Below are 20,301 nucleotides of genomic sequence, written 5' to 3'. Positions count from 1 at the left end.
GAAATTCCCGTCTCGATTTATGGCGGCTGTGCGTGGGAGACCTTCGGGTCTGCCGGAATTCGGGCGTCGCCGGTTCGCCAACCCACGCACAGCTGCCACCCTTTTCGTTTGGCGACGATCAGAGGCAGTTTCTCTCCACTCGACCCCGAGAACTGCACCATGGATGAAAACTATCTGACGCCACACATCTTCACCCGCCACAAACTCCACCTCCACGCTCTACTGTTGGAAAACCAAGCGTGGTTCTGCGCCCGAGACCTGGGCCGATTGCTTCGCCTGTTCCTCGACGAACGCGCCGTCCGCAAACTCGATCCCGACCAACACCAAACTTTACGAATGCCCATCCACGGCAGCATCGAAAACACCCTGATGATCAGCGAATCCGGCGTTTACGCACTGCTGGTCTACCACTACTGCCCCGAATACCGGGCCCTGCGCGAATGGCTAACCCACGACGTAGTCCCCTCCCTCAGAGACGCCCAGCAACCCACCTCAACCGAACGCCCGATCCTGAGCCTGCTGAACTGGCCCGAGATGTCGTTGAATTTGCTGCACTGGAATAACCAACCGTGGATTCGCTTGCAGGATGTTCCGCACATGCTGGCGGATAGTGAACGGCCGCAGCGCTCGATCAATGCACCGTGGTGGAAGCGTGCTTCCCGAATACTCCTAGCATTCTAAACGACAAAAAAACCCCACGTTTGTAACGTGGGGTTCGTTCAGGAGCAGAGGATCAGGCGCAGTGCGAAAGACGCTCAACCTGATCCCGGATCGCAGCCCCTCGTTCAATCTCAGCTTTACGCAAATCGTAAGTCGATTGCAGGTTCAGCCAAAACTCGGGGGTCGTATCCAGACAAATAGAAAGCCTGAGAGCCATATCAGCACTGACGCCCCGACGCTGAAGCACGATGTCGTTCACCGTGGGGGTCGAAACGCGCAACGCTCTGGCCAGAGCAGCAGCCGTAAGGCTCAGAGGCTCCAGGTATTCCTCTTTCAGGATCTCGCCAGGGTGCACCGGGCGCATACCATTCTTAGTCATTACTCACCTCAGTGATAATCGACGATTTCGACGTTCTCTGGTCCGTTAGGGCCCCAAACAAAACAAATTCGCCATTGAGCGTTGATGCGGATGCTGTGTTGACCTCTTCGATCCCCCTCCAACGCTTCCAAGCGATTACCCGGTGGTGATCGAAGGTCAATCAGTACGGCAGCAGCACCAAGCATCGTCAGCTTTCGTTCCACGACACTCAGAATGGCTGACCACATACGGGTCTTACCGTTGCGAAACAGGTACTCGGTCTCAGAACACTTAAAGCTAACGATCATAATTTAAAGCTTAACGTTATGCATTAATCTTGAGTGTAGAAGCTGAACTCATGAATTCCAACCCACCGCTTCCAGTTTGGGCCCTCCTTTCAAAACTTTAGGAAATAGACTACCTACGTCCTTCAGAAGGCCTTTGAATTCAAGCCGAATCCTACAAAAATAAGTGCCAATTCTTATTGCGCCCCAACCACGCTCACCTCTTAAGCTGACAGACCTAAAAAGCAGTCTTCAAATCCAAAAGAGGTCGCTATGAAACCCAGAAAACGAAAAGCCAAACTGCTCTTGGTCGCTGAACATCATGCTGAGGCGCTCCGGTTAGCCGGGAACGTATCGGCGAATCAACGCCGCTTTTTCGATGTCGCCGTTGCTCACGGCAAAGAACTTGAGCCGAGTGGCTGGCTTGCAGGCACGAGCCTGACTAAGCTCCCCAAAGAAACCGTCTGACTCGCGTTTTTTTTCGCCTCCGAATTAGCTCATCAGCACTCGCAACATCCTGCGAAAGTTTGGCGCCTCCATCGACACGCGAAATCACCACCTCCCGACTACCCTTCAAAAACCGCAGGAAGCGGTCCTCGTCAGCTCAAGGAACGACCATGTCCCTTTCCATCGTCCACAGTCGCGCCCAGATAGGCGTGGATGCGCCCGCCGTTACCGTCGAAGTCCATCTGGCCAATGGCTTGCCATCGCTGACGATGGTCGGTTTGCCCGAAGCGGCCGTGAAGGAAAGCAAGGACCGGGTGCGTAGCGCGATCATCAATTCAGGGCTGCAATTCCCGGCGCGGCGTATCACCTTGAATCTCGCTCCCGCTGACCTACCGAAGGACGGCGGACGATTCGATTTGGCGATTGCCCTGGGGATTCTGTCCGCCAGCGTCCAGGTGCCGACTTTGACGCTGGATGACATTGAATGCCTCGGAGAATTGGCGCTGTCAGGCGCGGTACGTGCGGTGAGAGGCGTATTGCCAGCTGCGCTAGCAGCACGCAAGGCCGGGCGTTCGCTGATGGTGCCGCGGGCGAATGCCGAGGAGGCGTGCCTGGCGTCGGGGTTGAAGGTGTTTGCCGTGGATCACCTGCTGGAAGCCGTTGCGCACTTCAACGGACATACGCCGGTGGAGCCCTACGTTTCCAACGGGTTGCTTTACGCCAGCAAGCCCTATCCGGACTTGAATGAAGTGCAGGGCCAACTTTCGGCCAAACGCGCATTGCTGATTGCGGCGGCGGGCGCTCATAACCTTTTGTTCAGCGGACCACCCGGGACCGGGAAAACGCTGTTGGCGAGTCGTTTGCCAGGGCTGCTTCCTCCTTTGGCCGAAAACGAGGCGCTGGAAGTCGCAGCCATTCAATCCGTCACCAGTTGCATGCCCTTGAGCCACTGGCCGCAAAGACCATTCCGCCAGCCCCATCACTCCGCTTCCGGGGCGGCATTGGTGGGCGGCGGCTCGAAACCGCAGCCCGGCGAAATTACCCTCGCCCACCATGGCGTTCTGTTCCTCGATGAACTCCCGGAATTCGATCGCAAGGTGTTGGAAGTCTTAAGGGAGCCCCTGGAGTCCGGCCACATCGTGATTTCCCGCGCCAAGGATCGAGTGAGGTTTCCGGCCCGCTTTCAGTTGGTGGCCGCGATGAACCCGTGCCCCTGTGGGTATCTTGGCGAACCGAGTGGCAAATGCAGTTGTACGCCGGACATGGTCCAGCGCTACCGCAACAAGCTGTCGGGGCCGTTGCTGGACCGAATCGACCTGCACCTGACCGTCGCCCGGGAAGCCACGGCGTTGAACCCTGCGCGCAAACCCGGTGACGACACTGCCACCGCCGCAGTACTGGTCGCCGACGCACGAGAACGACAACATAAACGCCAGGGCTGCGCGAATGCTTTCCTTGATCTGCCGGGCCTGCGCCAACACTGCAAGTTATCCACAACCGATGAGACCTGGCTGGAAACGGCGTGTGAGCGATTGACCTTGTCGCTGCGAGCGGCCCACCGCCTGCTCAAAGTCGCGCGCACCTTGGCTGACCTTGAACAAGTCGATGGGATCACCCGCGAACATTTGGCGGAAGCGTTGCAATATCGGCCTGCCTCAGCGTGACAAGGTCAAAGAGAATTTTGAAGGTTAACCCGGCCAGAAGGCGACAATATGTTACCGCCTAGATTTCTGAACTTCGTAAAAACGTTGACCGAAAAGACGGAACAAGGCGAGTTCTCCTGGAGTTATGACGACAACAACTCCTTCGTAAAACTAACAGAAACAGGCTTTTCCCTTTCACTACGCTACAACTTCAACGCTGATGAAAAATATGCGGAGTACGTCATCTATTACTTCGATGATATCGAAGACAAGGAGTACCGGTTTTATACCAATCAAACCTGGAGTGACTTCGATTTCATCCGGCGGTTGTTTGATGCCGCACAAGCCTCAAAAATGAAACTTCCCTTTTGACCCTTCAATGAGCAGTGAACACCACATGCGAGATCACTGCTCACCTAGCATTTGTCGATCGATAGAGAGACGCGGCTTACTCCTTGGTCAAATCCACCAATGGAATCTGCCGCACTTCAGTCTCCCGCCCACCTTGAATATCACTCACCGTCTTCAAGGCCTTATCCACAGCCCCTTTATCCGCCAGCAAGCTGTACCTGATCTGAAACTGCTTCTGCTCCTTCACCCCAATCATCGGCACCAAACCCAGTGGCCGCTGATACCGACGGTTGTAGGAAAAGCTCGTTCCCGGTTCAAGACCCGTGACATAGCCCTGCCCTTGGGTGTCCGTATTTTTCCACAGGGAGAACACCGGCAACTGTTGAGTATTGAAACCCACGGAAACCCCGAGGCTGCCGGCCTTGTTATGCAATACGGTCAGCGTATCGCCCTTGGCGTCGGCATACGGCACGACATTGTAAACCGTCTCGTCGTAATCCTTGGTTGGCGCGCGGTAGGTCTGCCAGTCTGGCAAATCCCCTTTGGCCTTGTCGTTGAACGGCGACACCTGTTTAACCGGCGCAGCAAACCGGGCGCCCTCTTCCAGGAATGGAGTGCTGAAGTTGCTGTGATACAGCGCCTGATACTCCTTCGGATAGTCGCCGTTGTTGGTCAGGGTGTCGTTGAGGGCGAATGCTGCGCTGCCGGGCTCGGTGACCAGTTCCGTTATCACCGAGAAGTCGACTTTCTTGAACGCCTGCTCTTTCAGCTCGCCGCGCAGGCTGATGGCGTAAGGCGGTTTTTCATCGATGTGCAAAGTGACTTTGCTGGCCGGAATGTTGGCGGCACGGCCGTGGAGGGTCAGCAGTTCACCGTTGTCCATGCCGGGATGACCGACCCACTCGTAGCCGCAACGGGCGACCAGTTCGTTAAAGCCCTCAAGCCAGCCCAGCCCGCCGCGGCCGTTGAGTTCGATGAAGGACGGATTGACCACGTCCTTGACGGGCGAGTCCCAGCCCATACGCACATTACCGACCGACGCCTGCAAAACGTTCATCCCACGAGTGGGGACCACCGAAAGTTTCATTGTGCCGTTATCGATGTCGACGATGCTGACGCCCTCCTGTCGACCGCCGTGCAAGTTACGAAGGGTCACGGAGAAGGGTTTGTCGGTTTTTACACCGAGTTGCTGGCTGGTGACCTGCCAGTTTTGGGCAGCCTTGTCGCTGTCGAGCAGAACGTAATCCCAGGCCATGGCGTGGGAGGCGGACAGCGCGCCAAAGGCAACGACGAATTTGAGCGGAGTCATGGGGAAGCCTTTCTTGGAGTTGTGCGTTTTTTATAGCGCTGGTGAAACGATTCAGCAAGCCTAAAAAGCGTACACCCGAGCCTTCCCGAGCCAATTTAAATTGACCTCATGCAACCTCCGCACGCTTACGCTAGTCTCATACGGTTTTGAACCTCCGGCAGATTGACGGCGACATCATTATGACATTAAGGTCGCCAGCTAATTGCAGGAGCAAGAGCAGACACCTTTGTCTGTCATTTTTGCGCAGCGGAACATATGGAGTTTGAATGCGCGGGGCACTATTACGCAGCGGTAAGAGCGGGTCATTCACTGCCCTGGGCGAGACAGGTCAACCGGTATACCGGGCGGCCCTGCAATTGCGCGAAGCCATTCGCCGCAAGAACCCCGAGATGGTCGATCATCTGGCCATCCCTCAAAGCGACGAACTCGGTAACCAGATCGATTGGTACAGCGGTCTCGACGGCGATGTGATCCCGTGGAGCAGCGCGACCGAAGAAGAACGTGCCCCTGCCCGCCGCCAGCTTGAAGCCCTGAAGACCGCGCTCGACGAGTTGAGCCAGCGTTTCCTGGGCACTGATCCGGCTGAACAGCAGCAAGGCGACAAAGCCGTGTTCGGCAAGCTGCTCAAGCGTGTGATTCATTTCCCCGACGAAAACTTCGTCTACCTGGTGCAAGGCAAACCGGTGCTGACCTTTTGGGGCTTCGAGCATGCCGGTACCGGCAATCGCGATCCCCTGCACTGCCTCTATCAAGTTCCGCCCGCGTTTACGCTGCCACCGGTGGTCGAAGCCGCGCCCGTGGTTGCGCCTCCCGTCGTGCCGGTGATTGCTCGTCCGTGGTGGCGGCGCTGGTGGTGGCTGTTGCTGCTGCCGTTCTTGCTGCTGCTTTTGTGGCTATTACTGGGCTTGCGTGGTTGTGTGCCGATTCCGCTGGTGGCGGTCGATCTGCTCCCCCAGGGCGTCGTACCTGTTGAAAGGCAACTGGAAGAGCCACAACTGACCGGCCATGCCACGACGCTCAATGGCGTTCCTGTGACGGGCACCGTTGTAGGCTCCACCACGGGAACCGGCACCGCTGTGACCGGAACCCATGACGTGGAAGCGCCGGCGGTCGAGGGCAACGAGGCTGATGCAACGCCGGCAGACCTGGCCAAAGACCCAGCCAAAGACCCGGCAGCCGAAGACCCAACCGCGCCACCCGAAAACAAAACTGCGCCGCCGGATATCACATCGCCCGAGGCCGAAAAATCCGCCGCCGCAAAACCCGGCCCTCCCCTGAGCATTCCGCCAGACGCCGCCGATGGTGCCGCCAAGTTCCTCGACGGTCAGTTCCGCGCCGGTGCCGGTATTCAGGATCGCCGAACCGGCAAACCCCTGCGTCTGGAATACCAGCTCAAGGACGGTAAAGGCGAAGTCACCGTACACCAGGCCGACGGCACGAAATGCAGCGGGCCGGTGAGCGCTACTATGAAGGGTGGCAGCCTGGCCATCGACAGTCAGGGCCAGGCCGTATGTGGCGATGGCAGCACTTACGACATGCCAAAGGTCAACTGCCGCAAAGGGGCGACCACAGTCGCAGACTGCACCGGCGGTTACGGCAAAGAACAATTCCCCATGTCCATGCGGCACGTGGCCGAATAAAAACGGAATAACCCGACATGTTGCCTGAAGTCACCCAATTCGAAGACACCGTCACGCTGGTCAGCGACACCGGCATCCAGTTCATGGATTTCGCCCTGCGCCTGGATCCTCGCAAGGAACCGGCCGGCGAATTCGCACCGATGATCAGCGGGCTGATCTGCCGCCTGTCGTACAACGAAGAGAAAGACTTCTTTTTCTACGAGCCGGAGCCGGAAAAGGTCGAGAAAGCCAAACCTGCGTTCAGCGTCGACATGAAAAGCAGCGTCGAGTTGCTGGACGGTATCTGGCTGCCGACCCCGTTTTTCCGCTTCATGCCGCCGCACCGCTTCGATGAAGGTCCGACCAACTGGTCGCGCATGCGTCTGGTGAAACTGGCGACACCCGACATTGACGGCAACACCCACCGCCTGACGATGGCCTTCGATAGCCGCGTGATGCCCAAGCGTGACGGCACCGCTTACCTGGCGCCCAACGAAGAAGACATCAGCTCCGGCGTGTCCTTCAAACTGGCGACGAAGGCCAGCGAAACCCGCTGGTTCCTGGCCCAACCGTGGGTCAACGAGTGGCTGTTGGAAGTGTTCAACGAGGGCAATGCCCACCGCTCGCGCGCAGAGCTGGACACCGACATCCGCGCCAACTATCACTTGGCGCACTACCTCAACTTGCTCAGTCTATTGAGCAAGCCGTCCGCCGCCCAGCAGTCGACGGCCCGTGCGAAAGTTGAAATCCCTGAGCTGAAAGTAGTCGCCAACGACAGCAATGGCCTGGTCAAACCGATTCCGGTGGACCTGGTGCTGGACGTCGGCAACTCGCGCACGTGCGGCATCCTGATCGAGAACCACGGTCAGGCCGGTTCCGGGTTGAAACAGAACTACGTGCTGGAACTGCGCGATCTGATCACCCCGGAACACACCTACAATCTGCCGTTCGAAAGCCGTGTGGAATTCGCCCAGGCGTACTTCGGCAAGGACCACTGTTCGGTCAAGAGCGGCCGTCACGATGCGTTCCAATGGGCGACGATTGCCCGCGTCGGCAATGAGGCCAGCCGTCTGGCCAGCCGTCGTCGCGGCACCGAAGGTTCCACTGGCCTGTCCAGCCCGAAACGTTATCTGTGGGACGAAAACGCCTACGGCCACGGCTGGCGTTTCAACTGCTCGTACATCAAGACCGACAGCGAGCCGTACGCCACGGCCGCGCCGTTCTCGCACCTGATCAATGAAACCGGCGAGGCGCTTTACAGCCTCGAAGAAGACGATCGTCTGCCGGTGTTCATGCCGCGTTACTCGCGCAGCTCGCTGATGACCTTCATGCTCGCCGAAGTGCTGGCCCAGGCGCTCTCACAAATCAACAGCCCGGCCCAGCGTTCCCGCCAGGGTCACACCCGCGTGCCGCGCCAGCTCAACAGCATCACCCTGACCGTGCCGCCGGGCATGCCGCAGGCCGAGCGCAGCATCCTCAACGAACGCATGCTGCAAGCCATCGGCCTGGTGTGGAAGAGCCTCGGCTGGCATGCCGGCGAAGAGGATCCACACCAGGATCAGGCCATCAGCCCGCGCACGCCGATCCCGAGTATCCGCGTGGAATGGGACGAAGCCTCTTGCGGCCAGTTGGTCTACCTGTACACCGAGGTCAATGAGAACTTCGCCGGTCACCCCGAAGAGTTTTTCGACACCATCGCCCGGCCCGACAAGACCGACCGCGAACGCATCACCCTCGCCACCATCGATATCGGCGGCGGCACCACCGACCTGGTGATCACCGACTATCGCCTCGACCGTGCCGGCAACACTGGCAGCGGCAGCAACGTGCACATCGTGCCCGAGCAGCGTTTTCGCGATGGTTTCAAAGTCGCCGGCGATGACATCCTGCTGGACGTGATTCAGGACTTCATCCTGCCGAGCTTCGAAAAAGCCTTGCAGAACGCCGGCGTGAAAGCCCCGGATTCGCTGATGTCTCGGTTGTGCGGCGATGAGTCGGTCAGCGCCCAGGACATGATTCTGCGCCAGCAATTGAACCTGCAGGTGTTCGCACCGCTGGGCCTGGCGCTGCTCAAGGCGTACGAGCATTACGACCCGCAAGTGCCGCAAGAAGTCACCCCACAAAGCTATCACCAGTTGCTCGGTGACAACGCGATCAGCCAGACCGTGCTCGACTACGTCAACGCCGCCGTGCGCCGCGATGTCGGTGGCCAGAGCGGTTTCGACCTGTATGCCGCGCCGATCAGCTTTGACCTGCAGAAGCTTCACGCCGCGTTCCTCAACGACCAGATCAACATCACCAAGATTCTCGGTGCGCTGTGTGAAGTGGTTGCGCATTACCCGTGCGACGTCCTGCTGCTGACCGGCCGCCCTTCGCGCCTGCCCGGCATCCAGGCGTTCATTCGCAAGGTGTTGCCACTGCCACCGGGGCGCATTCTGGCGCTGCAAAACTACCGCACCGGCGGCTGGTATCCGTTCCACAAGAACGGCCGGATCGACGACCCGAAAAGCACCGCGTCGGTGGGTGCCATGCTCTGCCTGTTGTGTGCCAATCACAGCGTGCCGAACTTCTACTTCCGCTCTTCGGCGCTCAAGCCGTATTCGACGGTCAAGCACATCGGCGTAATCGACCTGAACAACGTGATCAAGGATGCCGACGTGCTGTACCGCGACATCCAGTCCGAAGACTACAAAATCAAGCTGCCGGAAATCGGCGTTGGCGATGCCGCCGACACGCCGCAACTGGAAATGCGCGGCGATCTGCGCCTCGGTTTCCGTCAGTTGGCCGCTGATCGCTGGGCCGCTTCGCCGCTGTACACCTTGCGGTTCACCAAGGCCGGTCGGGAGAAGTTCTCCCGGGCGATCGGTGAAAACGGCAGCGCGCCGCTGCTCAAGGTGCGGTTCGAGGTCAAGCCGGCAGACAAATACACGCGCAAGCAGGATCTGGTCAGCGACCGCCTCTCGGTTCGCGACATCGAATCCAACTGTAACAACGTCAACTTCAACCCGCGCAGCGACCTCGAGCTGGAACTCAACACCATGCTCGACGCCGGCCTGAGCGAGACCAAGTACTGGCTCGACAGTGGAAGTGTGAAACGCAAATGAATGATCTGACCCCCGATCAAACTCAGCTCTCTGCCAGTTGGGCCGCTGTTTATGAAGGCGCCGGTCAGGCGCTGGACTGGATTGGCCAGACGCGCGGCAATGCCCCGCGCCTGGACAGCGAAGCCGACAACCTGAACATCCGCCTGCACCGCGCCCGCAACCTGGCTCAAAGCCTCGGTCGCGTGGCCTGCACGCCGATGACCATCGGCTTTTTCGGTTTGTCCCAGGCCGGCAAGTCCTACCTGATTTCGGCCCTCGCTGCGGGTCAGAACGGCAAACTGGAAACCGATTTCGGTGGCCAGCGCCTGGACTTCATCAAGCACATCAACCCGGTGGGTGGCGGCAAGGAAGCCACCGGCCTGGTGACGCGCTTCAGCCGTCGAGCAACGGAAAGTCAGGACAATGACTTTCCGGTAGAACTCACGCTGTTCAAGGAAATCGAGCTGGCGAAGATCCTCGCCAACTCCTGGTTCAAGGATTTCGACCTTGAGCGCATTTCCTACGAGATCGACGAAGAGCGTATCCAGCGCGTACTTAAACCGTTTGAAGGCCGCGAAACCGGGCCGCTGCAAACGGGCGTCAACGCCGACGATCTGGTGTCGCTGTGGGATTACCTGCGCGACAACTTCCGCAACTCGGTGAAGAAACTCGAGCACCTGTATTGGCCAAAGGCTTTACAACTGGCACCACGCCTGAATTTTCAGGAGCGGGCCGAGCTGTTTTCGATCCTGTGGGGTGAGCAAAGCGAGCTGACACGGGTGTATCAGCAACTGGCCGGTGCGCTGCACAAGCTGGGCCTGCCCGAGACCGTGTTCGCACCGTTGAAGGCCTTGGTGAGTTTCGAAAACGACACCTATAGCCAGCGCGACAGCATCATGAACGTCGACATTCTCGAACGCTTCGGCAGCCCACGGGACTTGCCGATCGACGTTCGACCACTGGTTGGCGATCGCCTGCAAAACAGTCAGGCGATTGCGGTTGCGCAACTGGCGGCGTTGACTGCCGAAATGACCTTCCGCCTGATCGAAGCGCCGCTGGATGACATCGTCAATCAGGTCGACCTGCTGGATTTCCCCGGTTATCGCGGGCGCAAGAAACTGCACGAGATCGCCGACTCCAACGACCCGCAATCCGCCACCAAGGACAACTCCGTTTCCCAGCTGATCCTGCGTGGCAAGGTCGCCTACCTGTTCGAACGCTACACCGACAACCAGGAAATGAATGCGCTGGTGGTCTGCACCGGTTCGACCAAGCAGAGCGACGTCAACGACGTAGGCCCGGTGCTGACCCGCTGGATCGAAAAGACTCAGGGCGCCGACTCGGCCGCTCGCAGCAAGCGCGACACCGGTCTGATCTGGGCGCTGACCATGCTCGACCTGCGCATTACCAACTCCCTGAGCCTGACACCTGATCAGTACGACGAGAGCTGGAACGGCATGGTCAAGCTGACCATGCTGGAGCGCTTCGGTAGCCTGAGCTGGATGAGCGACTGGGCCGGCACACCGTTTCAGAACACCTTCCTGGTGCGCAAACCGCGCATGGACGCGGCGTTCATCGAACAAGACGCGAGCGGCGCTGAAACCGGCCTCAATGCCATCTACCAGGAACGTGTCGACGCACTGGGCACCAGCTTCGTCGGCAATGCCCTGGTGTGCAAACACATCAAGAACCCGGCCAATGCCTGGGCACAAATGCTGCGCAACGATGACGGTGGCATCAGCCACTTCAGCAGCAGCTTCACTGGCGTAGCCAACATCGAATTCAAACTGCAGCGCATCCGCGAGCAATTGAGCGAATGCCTCGAAGGCCTGACCACCCATGGCCTGAGCACCTGGTATCACGCCGACGGCGACGGTGCCGCCGCTGCGAAGAAAGCCCAGGCGCAGATGATTCTGACCGGCCTGGGCCGTCGTCCGGCAGTGCTCGGCGAGTTGATCGATCAACTCGACATGCCGAGCGAAGAGGTGCGCGACCTGTACCTCAGCGGCGTGTACGAAACCGATGACGAGCCAACCGTGAGCGATGAACCGGTCGCCCCGACGCCGAGTCAGAGCCTGTATGGCAACGACGCCGGTTTCGATTTCGATTTCGGTGACGACACGAGCCCTGACGCACCGGTCAGCAGCAGCAAAAACGGCACCCCCGCGCCCGAGCTGCAAAGCAACGAGCACCGATTCGCCAAAGCAGCGTTCAAGGCCTGGATCGCGCACCTGCGTGAACTGACCACCCGGCAAAGCCTGCTCAACCTGCTCGGTCTGGAGAAAGCATTGCTGGAAGCGGTGGTCGACGAATTGATCACCGCCGGCTATCGCCAGGACTTGCCGGGCCAACTGAGCCGCGCAGTACTCAAGCGTGCACAAAGCGGCGCGCGGCGCGATCAACTGGTCGAGCGCCAGGTACTGGAAGTGCAACGGGTGTTGCGCGATTTCGTGTCGTGGTTCGGCTACCTGCAGAAGCCGGTGAGCGAGCGTCCGAACAGTCGGGCCGGTGCCAAGGCGCCGCTGTTCTCGTTCTACACCGACGTTGGCCCGGGACAAGTGCCCGTGCTGCCCGCGCAACCGGCCAATCAGGCGCAGCGGTATCTCGGCGATTGGCTCTCGGGCCTGGCCTACCTCACGCAGGACAATGCCGGCCATGGTGCCGGACGTGAAATTACCCCTGAACAGAACGAACGGCTGGGCCAAGTGCTCACAGCCTTCACAGCGAGATAAGCAATGCCAATTCGTGTCGACCTGCTCGCGTTAGAGCCCAATGTGCCTGGTCAGGCCCGCCTCACTGTGAAGAAGTGGCAGGGTGGCGAGGAACAGCTGGAGTTTTCCATTCAGCGTAACCAGGACGGTTTTTACCTCCAGGACCACAAGGCCTGGAGCAACAATCCATTCTGGTTCAAGGTCTCGCGTTTCAACGTCACGGCCAGCGGCGAAGGCCTGGAAGCACAGGTCGGCCCGGACGTGGTCGACCCGCTGCTGGAAGGTAGCGCCAACTCGCAATTCCAGATCGAACTGCGTGAACAGAGCCAAGGCCATGCGGACAAAGGCGTGGTTCGGCCAGGCGTTGGCGTGTTGCCGTCCGCGGCCGGCGGCCAGACGCGCTCGACGTATGGTGGCGCCGAACTGACGGCGCCGAGTGCACCGGCACCGGCACCGGAAATCCCGGAAATCCCGGAGCTGCCTGAACTGGTCCTGTCCACCGCCGAGCCCGAAGTGGAGTTGGAGTCGGTGTCCACCGAGCCCGACTACGCACCGCCTCCCGCCCCGGTGAAGAAAAGCAACAAAGGCCTGATCGGCCTGTTGATTGTCGTGTTGTTGCTGCTGGCCGCGGGCGGCGGATTCTGGTTCTACAAACGCCCCCTGGCGCCTGCCCCGGTGGCCACAGCCGCTGCCGCCGCACCGACCGGCGCCGACGCTCAAGCCTGCACCCTCGAGAGCATGAACAGCCTGCCCGAATTGACCTTCGTCCAGACCTGCATCAAGGCTGCGCCCGACAGTGCCAAGTTGCTGGAGATCATCAACCAGGCCAAGGCCGGCAAACACTGCGGTGTCGCCCAGCGCCTGTACGCCAACCGTGCCCAGGCCGGTGACGCGCTGATCGCCAACGCTTATGCCCGTGAATACGACCCTAAATACCTGAAAGCCAGCGAGTGCTTCCCGGTCGCAGACAACGCCACTGCGGCCTATTGGTACGAAACTATCCTCACCCAGGACCCGAACAACGCCGAAGCCAAGCAGCGTTTCGAGGAGTTGCAGAAGTGATGCGCTCGCCTATGAGTCGATTCCTGCTGAGCAGCGCCGCCCTGTTGGCGTTGTGCATCAGCCCGCTGTCCCAGGCCGATGACAAACCGCTGATCCAGGCCGGTAAAAAGACCCTGTTCCAACGCGTGCTGACCACACCAGGGTGCAAGATCAGCCCGACGGCGGGCGGCGCCGCAGGTGACGAACAGCCTGTGTTCAGCCGCTTTTACGTGTACGAACGTGCCCAAGCGAACAACGCCGAATGGCTGAAAGTCGGCCCCGACAGTTACGGTAAAACCATTGGCTGGTTGCCCGCCGGTTGCACCACCGACTGGAAAATGCAGCTGACGCTGGCCTTCACCAACCCGGCCAACCGCGACCGCTTGCTGTTCTTCAAGGACCGCACCACTGTCGAAGCCATCCTTGATGCACCGGACCCGGTGAGCAAAGTTGCGCCGCTGCGGGCCAAGTTGAAAAAGGGCCAGCAAGCACCGGGTGTGCTGGCTGAAGAGCCTGAATATTTCGTCGACCTGCAAAAGCAGTTCTATCTGCTGCCGGTGCTCAGCGGCGAAGAAGTCATGACCGAAGGCGGTTTCCGCACGCGCCTGCTCAATGTCGCGTCGGTCAGCAAACCAGATGACAAGAACGCCAAGGGCGGATCTGCCAACAACGCTGCCGGCGGCAAGGAGCCCGAGGACAAAAACGCCAACCAACTGAAGGAATTCAGTGCGGCGGTGGTGTTTGTCATCGACTCGACGATCTCGATGGACCCGTACATCGACCGCACCCGCGAGGCGATCCGCAAGGTTTATCAGCGGATCGAAGCGCAGAACCTCGGCAAGCAGGTCAAGTTCGGCATGGTCGCCTTCCGCTCCAACACCCAGGCGGTGCCGGGGCTGGAATACACCACCAAGATGTACGCCGACCCTACCAAAGTGAAAGACAGCGCCGACTTTTTCGCCAAGATCGCCGACCTCAAACAGGCCACCGTGTCGAGCAGCAGCTTCGATGAAGACTCGTTTGCCGGCGTCATGGAGAGCATCGACAAGGTCGACTGGAGCCAGTTCGGCGCGCGCTACGTGGTGTTGATCACCGACGCAGGCGCCATCGAAGGTGACGACAAACTGTCGAAGACCGGTTTGAGTGCCGCGCAGGTGCGCATCGAAGCCGCCAATCCGGGCGTGGCGATTTACACCCTGCACTTGAAAACCCCGGCCGGGGCCAAGGACCACGCCAAGGCCGAGGCGCAGTACCAGAACCTGTCGACCTACCCGGGCACCAACACCTCGCTGTATTACCCGGTGAACGCTGGCGATATTCATGAATTCGGGCGTAAGGTCGACGCACTGGCCGCCGCGATCACTACACAAGTGAAAGCCGCCTACATGGGCGAGGACGCCATCGGCAGTGCGGCGAACGCCAAGCAGGACCCGGCCGAGAAGAAAATGCTCGAGGACGCGGCGCTGATCGGCCATGCCATGCAACTGGCCTATCTCGGCGAGAAGACCAACAGCAAGGCCCCGCCGGTGTTCAAGGCGTGGATCACCGACCGCGACCTGATCAAGCAGAACATCCCGACCACCGATGTGCGGGTGCTGCTGACCAAATCCCAGCTCAGCGACTTGAGCGATGTGATGAAGCAGATTCTCGATGCGGCCAACGAAGGCCTGATTTCACCGACGGAAATGTTCAATCGCCTGCGTTCGGTGGCGGCGACCATGGGCGCCGATCCCAATCAGCTGAAGCAGAACGGCAACGCCAAACTGGCGGACATGGGCGTGCTCGGCGAGTACCTCGAAGACCTGCCCTATCAGAGCGAAGTGCTGAACCTGGATGAAGAGACCTGGAAGAGCTGGGACGGTCTGGCGCAAGAGAAATTCATCCGCACGCTGAACACCAAACTGCGGCATTACCAGCGTTACAACGCGGATGTCGACCGTTGGGTCGCTTTAGCCAAGGACAGTGATGCACGGGACAACGTGTATCCCGTGCCACTGGAAATGATGCCTTAACGAGACGCCGATGCTCGATATCAAGAACCTGCTGGTGCGCCGTGGTGAAGGCGCACAGGCTCATCACGTGCGACTGCCGCACTTGCAGGTCGGTGCCGGAGAAATCCTCGCCATCACCGGCGAGAGCGGCAGCGGCAAAAGCACGTTGCTCGAAGCCATCGGCCTGTTGCTCGCGCCGATTGAACTCGAGCGCTTTCGCCTGGGCGCGGCGCACGCTCAAGACATTGCCCAATTGCTCGCCACTGATGACCAGCCGGCTCTCGCGGCGGTGCGTTCACGGCACTTGGGATTCATTTTGCAGAGCGGCGGCTTGCTGCCGTTCCTGAGCGTGCGCGACAACATCAGCCTGCCGCGCCGGTTGCTCGGGATGCCGGCAAAGAGCGAGCACATCGACCATGCGGTTGACGTGTTGCGCCTGCAAGGGTTGCTGGATAAACAACCCCAGGCCTTGTCGATCGGCGAGCGTCAGCGCGTTGCCTGCGTGCGCGCCATTGCCCATGAACCGCTGTTGCTGCTGGCCGACGAGCCGACCGCCGCGCTCGACCCCCACAGCGCCCGGCGTTTGTTCGAGTTGCTGCTGAGCCTGGTGTCGAGCATGGGTTTGAGCGCGCTCGTTGTGTCCCATGACTGGGCCTTGCTGAAAGATTTCGGCTTGCCGCGCCTCGGCGCCATCAGCCGTCAGGGAGAGACACTGTTTGAACCGATGGACTGATCGCTTGCGCCTGCTGGGCTCACTGGCGCTGCAAGACCTCTGGCACGACCGCAAGGTCTCGCTGTGCATCGCCGCGTCCCTGGTGGCGGTGATTGCGCCGTTGTTGCTGCTGTTCGGGCTCAAGCACGGGGTGGTCAGCCAGTTGCAGGACGAACTGCTGCGCGACCCGCGCAACCTTGAAGTGAAGATGCTCAGCAACGGCAACTACGACACGGCCTGGATCGAGCGTTTGCGCCTGCGCCCCGAAACCGGTTTTGCCCTCGGCCAGACGCGCTCGCTCAATACCCAGGCTGACCTGCTGATCGGCATGCAACGGTTTGTCGAAGGCGCGGAAATCATTGCCACGGAACCGGGCGACCCACAACTGGACCTGGCGTCGCTTACCCCCGTCGGCAATCAAGTGATCCTCAGCGCCAGCGCCGCGCAGCGCTTGCAGGCCAAGGTCGGCGACAGTGTGCAGCTGAGGGCGTTGCGTCGTCTGGAAGGTGTTAACGAGCGCGGCGAAATGACGCTGACAGTGCTGGCGGTGCTCGACGGCGCCCGCTTCGGCCGCGCGGCCGGGTTTGTCGCCCCGCCGCTGCTGCTGGATCTGGAGCGCTTTCGCGACGGTTATCAGGTCAGTGCGTTCGGCGTTATCACCGGCAAGCCTCTGGGCGATCTGCAACCGCTGTATGCCCGTGCCCGCGTGTATGCGCGCGACATCGATCAGGTCGCGCCGCTGGAGCGCTGGCTCAACGAACAACACATCGAAACCTCAAGCCGGCTGGCCGACATCGACAACGTCAAAGCCATCAACCATGTGCTGGGGCTGATCTTCGGCGTGATCGCCGTGGCCGCACTGATCGGCTGCGTGGCGTCGATGGTCGGCGCATTTCTGGCCAACATCGACCGCAAGCGCAAAAGCCTGGCGGTCTTGCGTCTGCTGGGTTTTAAGCGCCGGGCCGTCGGCGGTTTCGTGGTCCTGCAAGCGCTGGTGCTGAGCCTGGCCGGCTATGTCGGCGGGCTGGGGTTTTATGCCGTCGGCAGTCATTTATTCGACTACTTGCTCGGCAGCAGCCAGGCCACCGGCACCTTCGTTTGCCACATCACTGTCTGGCATGGCCTTGCCGCCCTGCTCCTGACTTTTTTGGTCGCTGCATTGGTGGCCGTGATCGGTGCCCTGCGAGCCATCAACATCCAACCTGCGGAGAGTCTGCGTGAGCTATAAACGTTTTGGCTTGCTGTTGCCCCTGAGCCTCGGCTACCTGCTCGACGCCTCGGCGGCGGGCTGGGAGGAGAAGTTTTACAACCCGATGCCGGACGCCGCCGACGTGGTGTTGCCAATGCCTTGCGAAGGCTCGATGGTGTTTCGCAAGGTGTTTATTCCGGTGGCCGGCCCGCTCGACGATTACCCGATCAATATTGGTCAGGACGGCGCGGAATATGGCTATGTCGAACAGACCCGCCCGACCTTTATCGCCGGCAGTTTTACCGGGGCCAAGAACGACAAGTCCCGCTACTACCTGATGGCCAAGTACGAAATGAGTCAGTTGCAATACGCTGCGCTGACCGAAGCAACCTGCCCCACCGCCGCCACCAAAATGCGCGTGCCGCAAACCGCAGTGAGCTGGGTACAAGCCATCGACGCCGCCGACAAGTACAACCTGTGGCTGCGCAAAAACGCCGCCGACAAGTTGCCCAAGGAAGACGGCGCACAGGGTTTCCTGCGCCTGCCGACTGAAGTCGAGTGGGAGTTTGCCGCGCGCGGCGGGCTGGAAGTCGGTGCCGCGGAATTCCGTGATACACACTACCCGATGCCGGACGGCATCAACGCCTACGAGTGGTTCGCCGGGGCGCAATCGTCCAACGGCAAAGTGCAGTTATCCGGCCTGCAAAAGCCCAACCCGCTGGGTCTGCACGACATGCTCGGCAACGTCGACGAAATGATGTTCGAGCCGTTTCGCCTGAACAAACTTGATCGCCAGCACGGTCAGGCCGGCGGCTATGTGGTCCGTGGCGGCAACTACCTGACCGCCCAGGCCGACCTGCGCACGGCGTTGCGCAAGGAAGAGCCGTATTACAACGCCGACGGCCAGGTGAAAAACAAAACCACCGGCCTGCGCCTGGTCATGGTGTCGCCGACCCTGACGTCTCGCGAACGGGTCGCCAGCATCGAAAGCAGCTGGAAAAAACTCGGCACCGGCAGCAAGGAAGTCGAATCCGCCGACAAAGGCACCGTGCAATCCCTGAACAGCCTGGCCTCGGGCGTCGAAGACAAAGCCCTCAAGGAAAAACTCAAGGCCCTGGAGAACCAGCTGCGCGCCAGCAACCAGCAGCAGGAAGAAACCCGCGACCAGGCGATTCGCGCCAGCCTCAATCTGGGCGCATTCTTGTGCACCAAGATGCTCGACGACGGCCAGTACGTGGACTTCCTGCAAAAGAACTACAAGCTCAACTGTGAAAGCGCGGACAAAGACGCCAGTTGCGACATGCGCAAAGGCAAGCTCGACGAGCAGAAGGATCGCCTGCACAAACTCAGCCGTTACTATGCCAGCAGCCTGGTGGAATCGGCGACCTTGTACGGCCAGCCATTGCTTGAAACTCAAGTCCCGGTGATGGAAGAAATCATCACCCGCAACAAACAGCTGCAAGACCTCAAACCTTACTTGCGCACCCACTGGGCCAATCAGAAGGCGTTCCTGCAAAAGCAGAAGATCGACACTGAAGCCTGGCTGAACAGCTGCAAAACCGTTACTCAATAACTCACCTTAATAACAACACGTCAACACCGTCACCGAGGAGTTTCACCATGTCGCGCAGCCTTTGGACTCGCTTCAAGCTACAGATCGCTTTCGTTGTCGCCGGCAGCCTGCTGCTGACCGGTTGCGCCAACACCGGTAGCTCCTTGCTCGGCGAAAGCGACGGCACCGACCCGCGCCTGACCCAGGGCCAAGATTCAGAGTTCTTCAGCAAGTCCGGCTATCAGGCCTGCGCCATGGGCGCCGGTGTCGGCATCCTCGCTTGCGCGCTGTCCAACAGCAACAACAAAGCGGTGTGCGCCGCCGCCGCCGGTATTACCGCGTGCGGCGTGGCCATGGGTGCGAACTACTATCTGGATCAGCGTCGCAGCGAATACGCCGACACCACCACCCGCTTGGCTAAAATGAACAGCGACGTCGAACAAGACACGCAGAACGTGATCGCCCGTACCGCGACCGCTCAGCAAGTGATCAAGGATGACCAGGCGCAAATCGCCCAGATCAAAAAGGACATCGCCAACAAGAAAGTCGACAAGGCCAAGGCCCAGGTGCAAATCGCCGAGATCGATTCGAACATCGCACGCCTGCGTAAAGACCTCGGCAACATGCGCATCAAAGTCACCGAGTACACCAAAGTGGCAGACGCCGAGCGTGCACAAGGCGCCGCCGGCGCCGAGATCAAGCAGGTGGACATGAACATTATGAAAATGAACCAGAAAGTCGCCGCCCTGCAGAAGGAAGTCGACGGTCTGTACAGCCAACGCTCCGCAATCACCCTGGGCTAAGCACATGACGCTACGACAACTGGCGGTCCTTACCGCCGTCCTGGCCTTGAGCGGTTGCGCGACCAAGCCGGGCGAATGCGATGCGACCAATCGCGACAGCAGCATGCTGACCAAGATGAACTGCGACTACTCCGGTGGCTACAGCGATCAGGTCAAGCAGAAGGAACTGGCCCTGAGCGAGTCCCGTCAGCAAAACGCAATGTTCCGTCAGGTGTACGAGAACATTCAGGCCCAGCAGCTGAGCACCAAAACCGACCTGGCCAGCCAGCAGAAATCCCAGGCGGCGCTGAATCAGTCGCTGGGGCAGCTGCTGACCTCGCTCAAAGCACGGCATGGCAATGAAAGCCAGGTGCAGAAGCAGATTGCCGGGCTTGAGCAGCAACTCAAGGCTTCGCAGGCTGCGCCAACGACCAAAGCCACTCCAGCGACGCTGAAGGCCAAGCAGGAAGAGCTGAAGGCGTTGCAGAAGAAGGTCAATCAGCTGCAATTCAGCCTCGGCTACGAAGAGTAACTTTTCACCCCGCAGGCCTCCTGATGGAGGCCTGCAC

At 59.9% G+C, this 20,301-nt stretch carries 17 protein-coding genes; 14 read left to right on the top strand and 3 right to left on the bottom strand.

All coding sequences use genetic code 11. From position 1 onward, the window contains the following. The first annotated feature begins 159 nt into the window (after positions 1 to 159). Entirely contained in the window at positions 160 to 681 is a 522-nt protein-coding gene (locus JFU47_RS18280; RefSeq protein WP_140675419.1) for a BRO-N domain-containing protein, read from the top strand. Positions 682 to 733: 52 nt separating this feature from the next. Here the strand turns inward: JFU47_RS18280 and JFU47_RS18275 are convergent, their stop codons facing one another. Then, positions 734 to 1,039 carry a HigA family addiction module antitoxin gene (locus tag JFU47_RS18275; protein WP_046045076.1) on the bottom strand — a complete coding sequence of 102 codons (306 nt, stop codon included), beginning with the start codon at positions 1,037 to 1,039 and terminating at the stop codon, positions 734 to 736. 8 nt (positions 1,040 to 1,047) lie between these two features. After that, entirely contained in the window at positions 1,048 to 1,326 is a 279-nt protein-coding gene (locus JFU47_RS18270; RefSeq protein WP_201184744.1) for a type II toxin-antitoxin system RelE/ParE family toxin, read from the bottom strand. Positions 1,327 to 1,575: 249 nt separating this feature from the next. Between JFU47_RS18270 and JFU47_RS18265 the strand changes: the two genes are divergently transcribed. From JFU47_RS18265 to JFU47_RS18255, 3 genes are all read left to right on the top strand, one after another. Continuing rightward, on the top strand, positions 1,576 to 1,770 hold the full coding sequence (locus tag JFU47_RS18265; protein ID WP_201184742.1) for a hypothetical protein: 195 nt from the start codon (positions 1,576 to 1,578) through the stop codon (positions 1,768 to 1,770). A gap of 149 nt (positions 1,771 to 1,919) precedes the next feature. Next, positions 1,920 to 3,413, top strand: coding sequence for a YifB family Mg chelatase-like AAA ATPase (locus tag JFU47_RS18260; protein WP_201184740.1), 1,494 nt, complete (start codon positions 1,920 to 1,922; stop codon positions 3,411 to 3,413). A gap of 48 nt (positions 3,414 to 3,461) precedes the next feature. Further along, positions 3,462 to 3,764 (top strand): hypothetical protein, encoded by a 303-nt coding sequence (locus JFU47_RS18255; protein ID WP_201184738.1) that lies wholly within the window; start codon positions 3,462 to 3,464, stop codon positions 3,762 to 3,764. A 76-nt stretch (positions 3,765 to 3,840) separates the two neighbouring features. Here the strand turns inward: JFU47_RS18255 and JFU47_RS18250 are convergent, their stop codons facing one another. Continuing rightward, on the bottom strand, positions 3,841 to 5,052 hold the full coding sequence (locus JFU47_RS18250; protein ID WP_201184736.1) for an aldose 1-epimerase family protein: 1,212 nt from the start codon (positions 5,050 to 5,052) through the stop codon (positions 3,841 to 3,843). 266 nt (positions 5,053 to 5,318) lie between these two features. On the opposite strand from JFU47_RS18250, the gene JFU47_RS18245 reads away from it, so the two are divergent. The 10 genes from JFU47_RS18245 to JFU47_RS18200 are packed head-to-tail and all read left to right on the top strand — an operon-like array spanning position 5,319 to position 20,264. Further along, positions 5,319 to 6,692 carry an SrfA family protein gene (locus JFU47_RS18245; protein ID WP_201184734.1) on the top strand — a complete coding sequence of 458 codons (1,374 nt, stop codon included), beginning with the start codon at positions 5,319 to 5,321 and terminating at the stop codon, positions 6,690 to 6,692. Positions 6,693 to 6,709: 17 nt separating this feature from the next. Next, a complete protein-coding gene (locus JFU47_RS18240) occupies positions 6,710 to 9,775 on the top strand; it encodes a virulence factor SrfB (protein WP_201184732.1) in 3,066 nt (1,021 codons plus the stop codon). Further along, the gene (locus tag JFU47_RS18235; RefSeq protein WP_201184731.1) at positions 9,772 to 12,486 is read left to right on the top strand and encodes a putative virulence factor; all 2,715 of its coding nucleotides are present in this window, start codon (positions 9,772 to 9,774) and stop codon (positions 12,484 to 12,486) included. The genes JFU47_RS18240 and JFU47_RS18235 overlap by 4 nt, the downstream gene beginning before the upstream one ends. 3 nt (positions 12,487 to 12,489) lie before the next feature. Further along, positions 12,490 to 13,527: a hypothetical protein gene (locus JFU47_RS18230; RefSeq protein WP_201184729.1), complete on the top strand. Its 1,038-nt coding sequence runs from the start codon at positions 12,490 to 12,492 to the stop codon at positions 13,525 to 13,527. Positions 13,528 to 13,538: 11 nt separating this feature from the next. After that, entirely contained in the window at positions 13,539 to 15,518 is a 1,980-nt protein-coding gene (locus JFU47_RS18225) for a vWA domain-containing protein (protein ID WP_446739641.1), read from the top strand. Positions 15,519 to 15,528: 10 nt separating this feature from the next. Beyond that, a complete protein-coding gene (locus JFU47_RS18220; protein WP_201184727.1) occupies positions 15,529 to 16,230 on the top strand; it encodes an ABC transporter ATP-binding protein in 702 nt (233 codons plus the stop codon). Further along, complete coding sequence (locus JFU47_RS18215; RefSeq protein ID WP_201184725.1) at positions 16,214 to 17,437, top strand: ABC transporter permease; 1,224 nt, start codon at positions 16,214 to 16,216, stop codon at positions 17,435 to 17,437. The genes JFU47_RS18220 and JFU47_RS18215 overlap by 17 nt, the downstream gene beginning before the upstream one ends. Further along, complete coding sequence (locus JFU47_RS18210) at positions 17,427 to 18,971, top strand: SUMF1/EgtB/PvdO family nonheme iron enzyme (protein ID WP_201184723.1); 1,545 nt, start codon at positions 17,427 to 17,429, stop codon at positions 18,969 to 18,971. The genes JFU47_RS18215 and JFU47_RS18210 overlap by 11 nt, the downstream gene beginning before the upstream one ends. Before the next feature lie 47 nt (positions 18,972 to 19,018). After that, positions 19,019 to 19,753, top strand: a complete 735-nt coding sequence (locus JFU47_RS18205) for a hypothetical protein (RefSeq protein WP_201184721.1) — start codon at positions 19,019 to 19,021, stop codon at positions 19,751 to 19,753. A 4-nt stretch (positions 19,754 to 19,757) separates the two neighbouring features. Continuing rightward, positions 19,758 to 20,264 (top strand): hypothetical protein, encoded by a 507-nt coding sequence (locus tag JFU47_RS18200; protein WP_129440031.1) that lies wholly within the window; start codon positions 19,758 to 19,760, stop codon positions 20,262 to 20,264. Positions 20,265 to 20,301 lie beyond the last annotated feature (37 nt).

It is taken from the genome of Pseudomonas sp. TH39(2020), from assembly GCF_016650715.1.
Taxonomy (GTDB): Bacteria; Pseudomonadota; Gammaproteobacteria; order Pseudomonadales; family Pseudomonadaceae; genus Aquipseudomonas; species Aquipseudomonas mandelii_C.
Note: the sequence above shows the minus strand (reverse complement) of the source record. Positions and strands in the feature narration are given on the sequence as shown.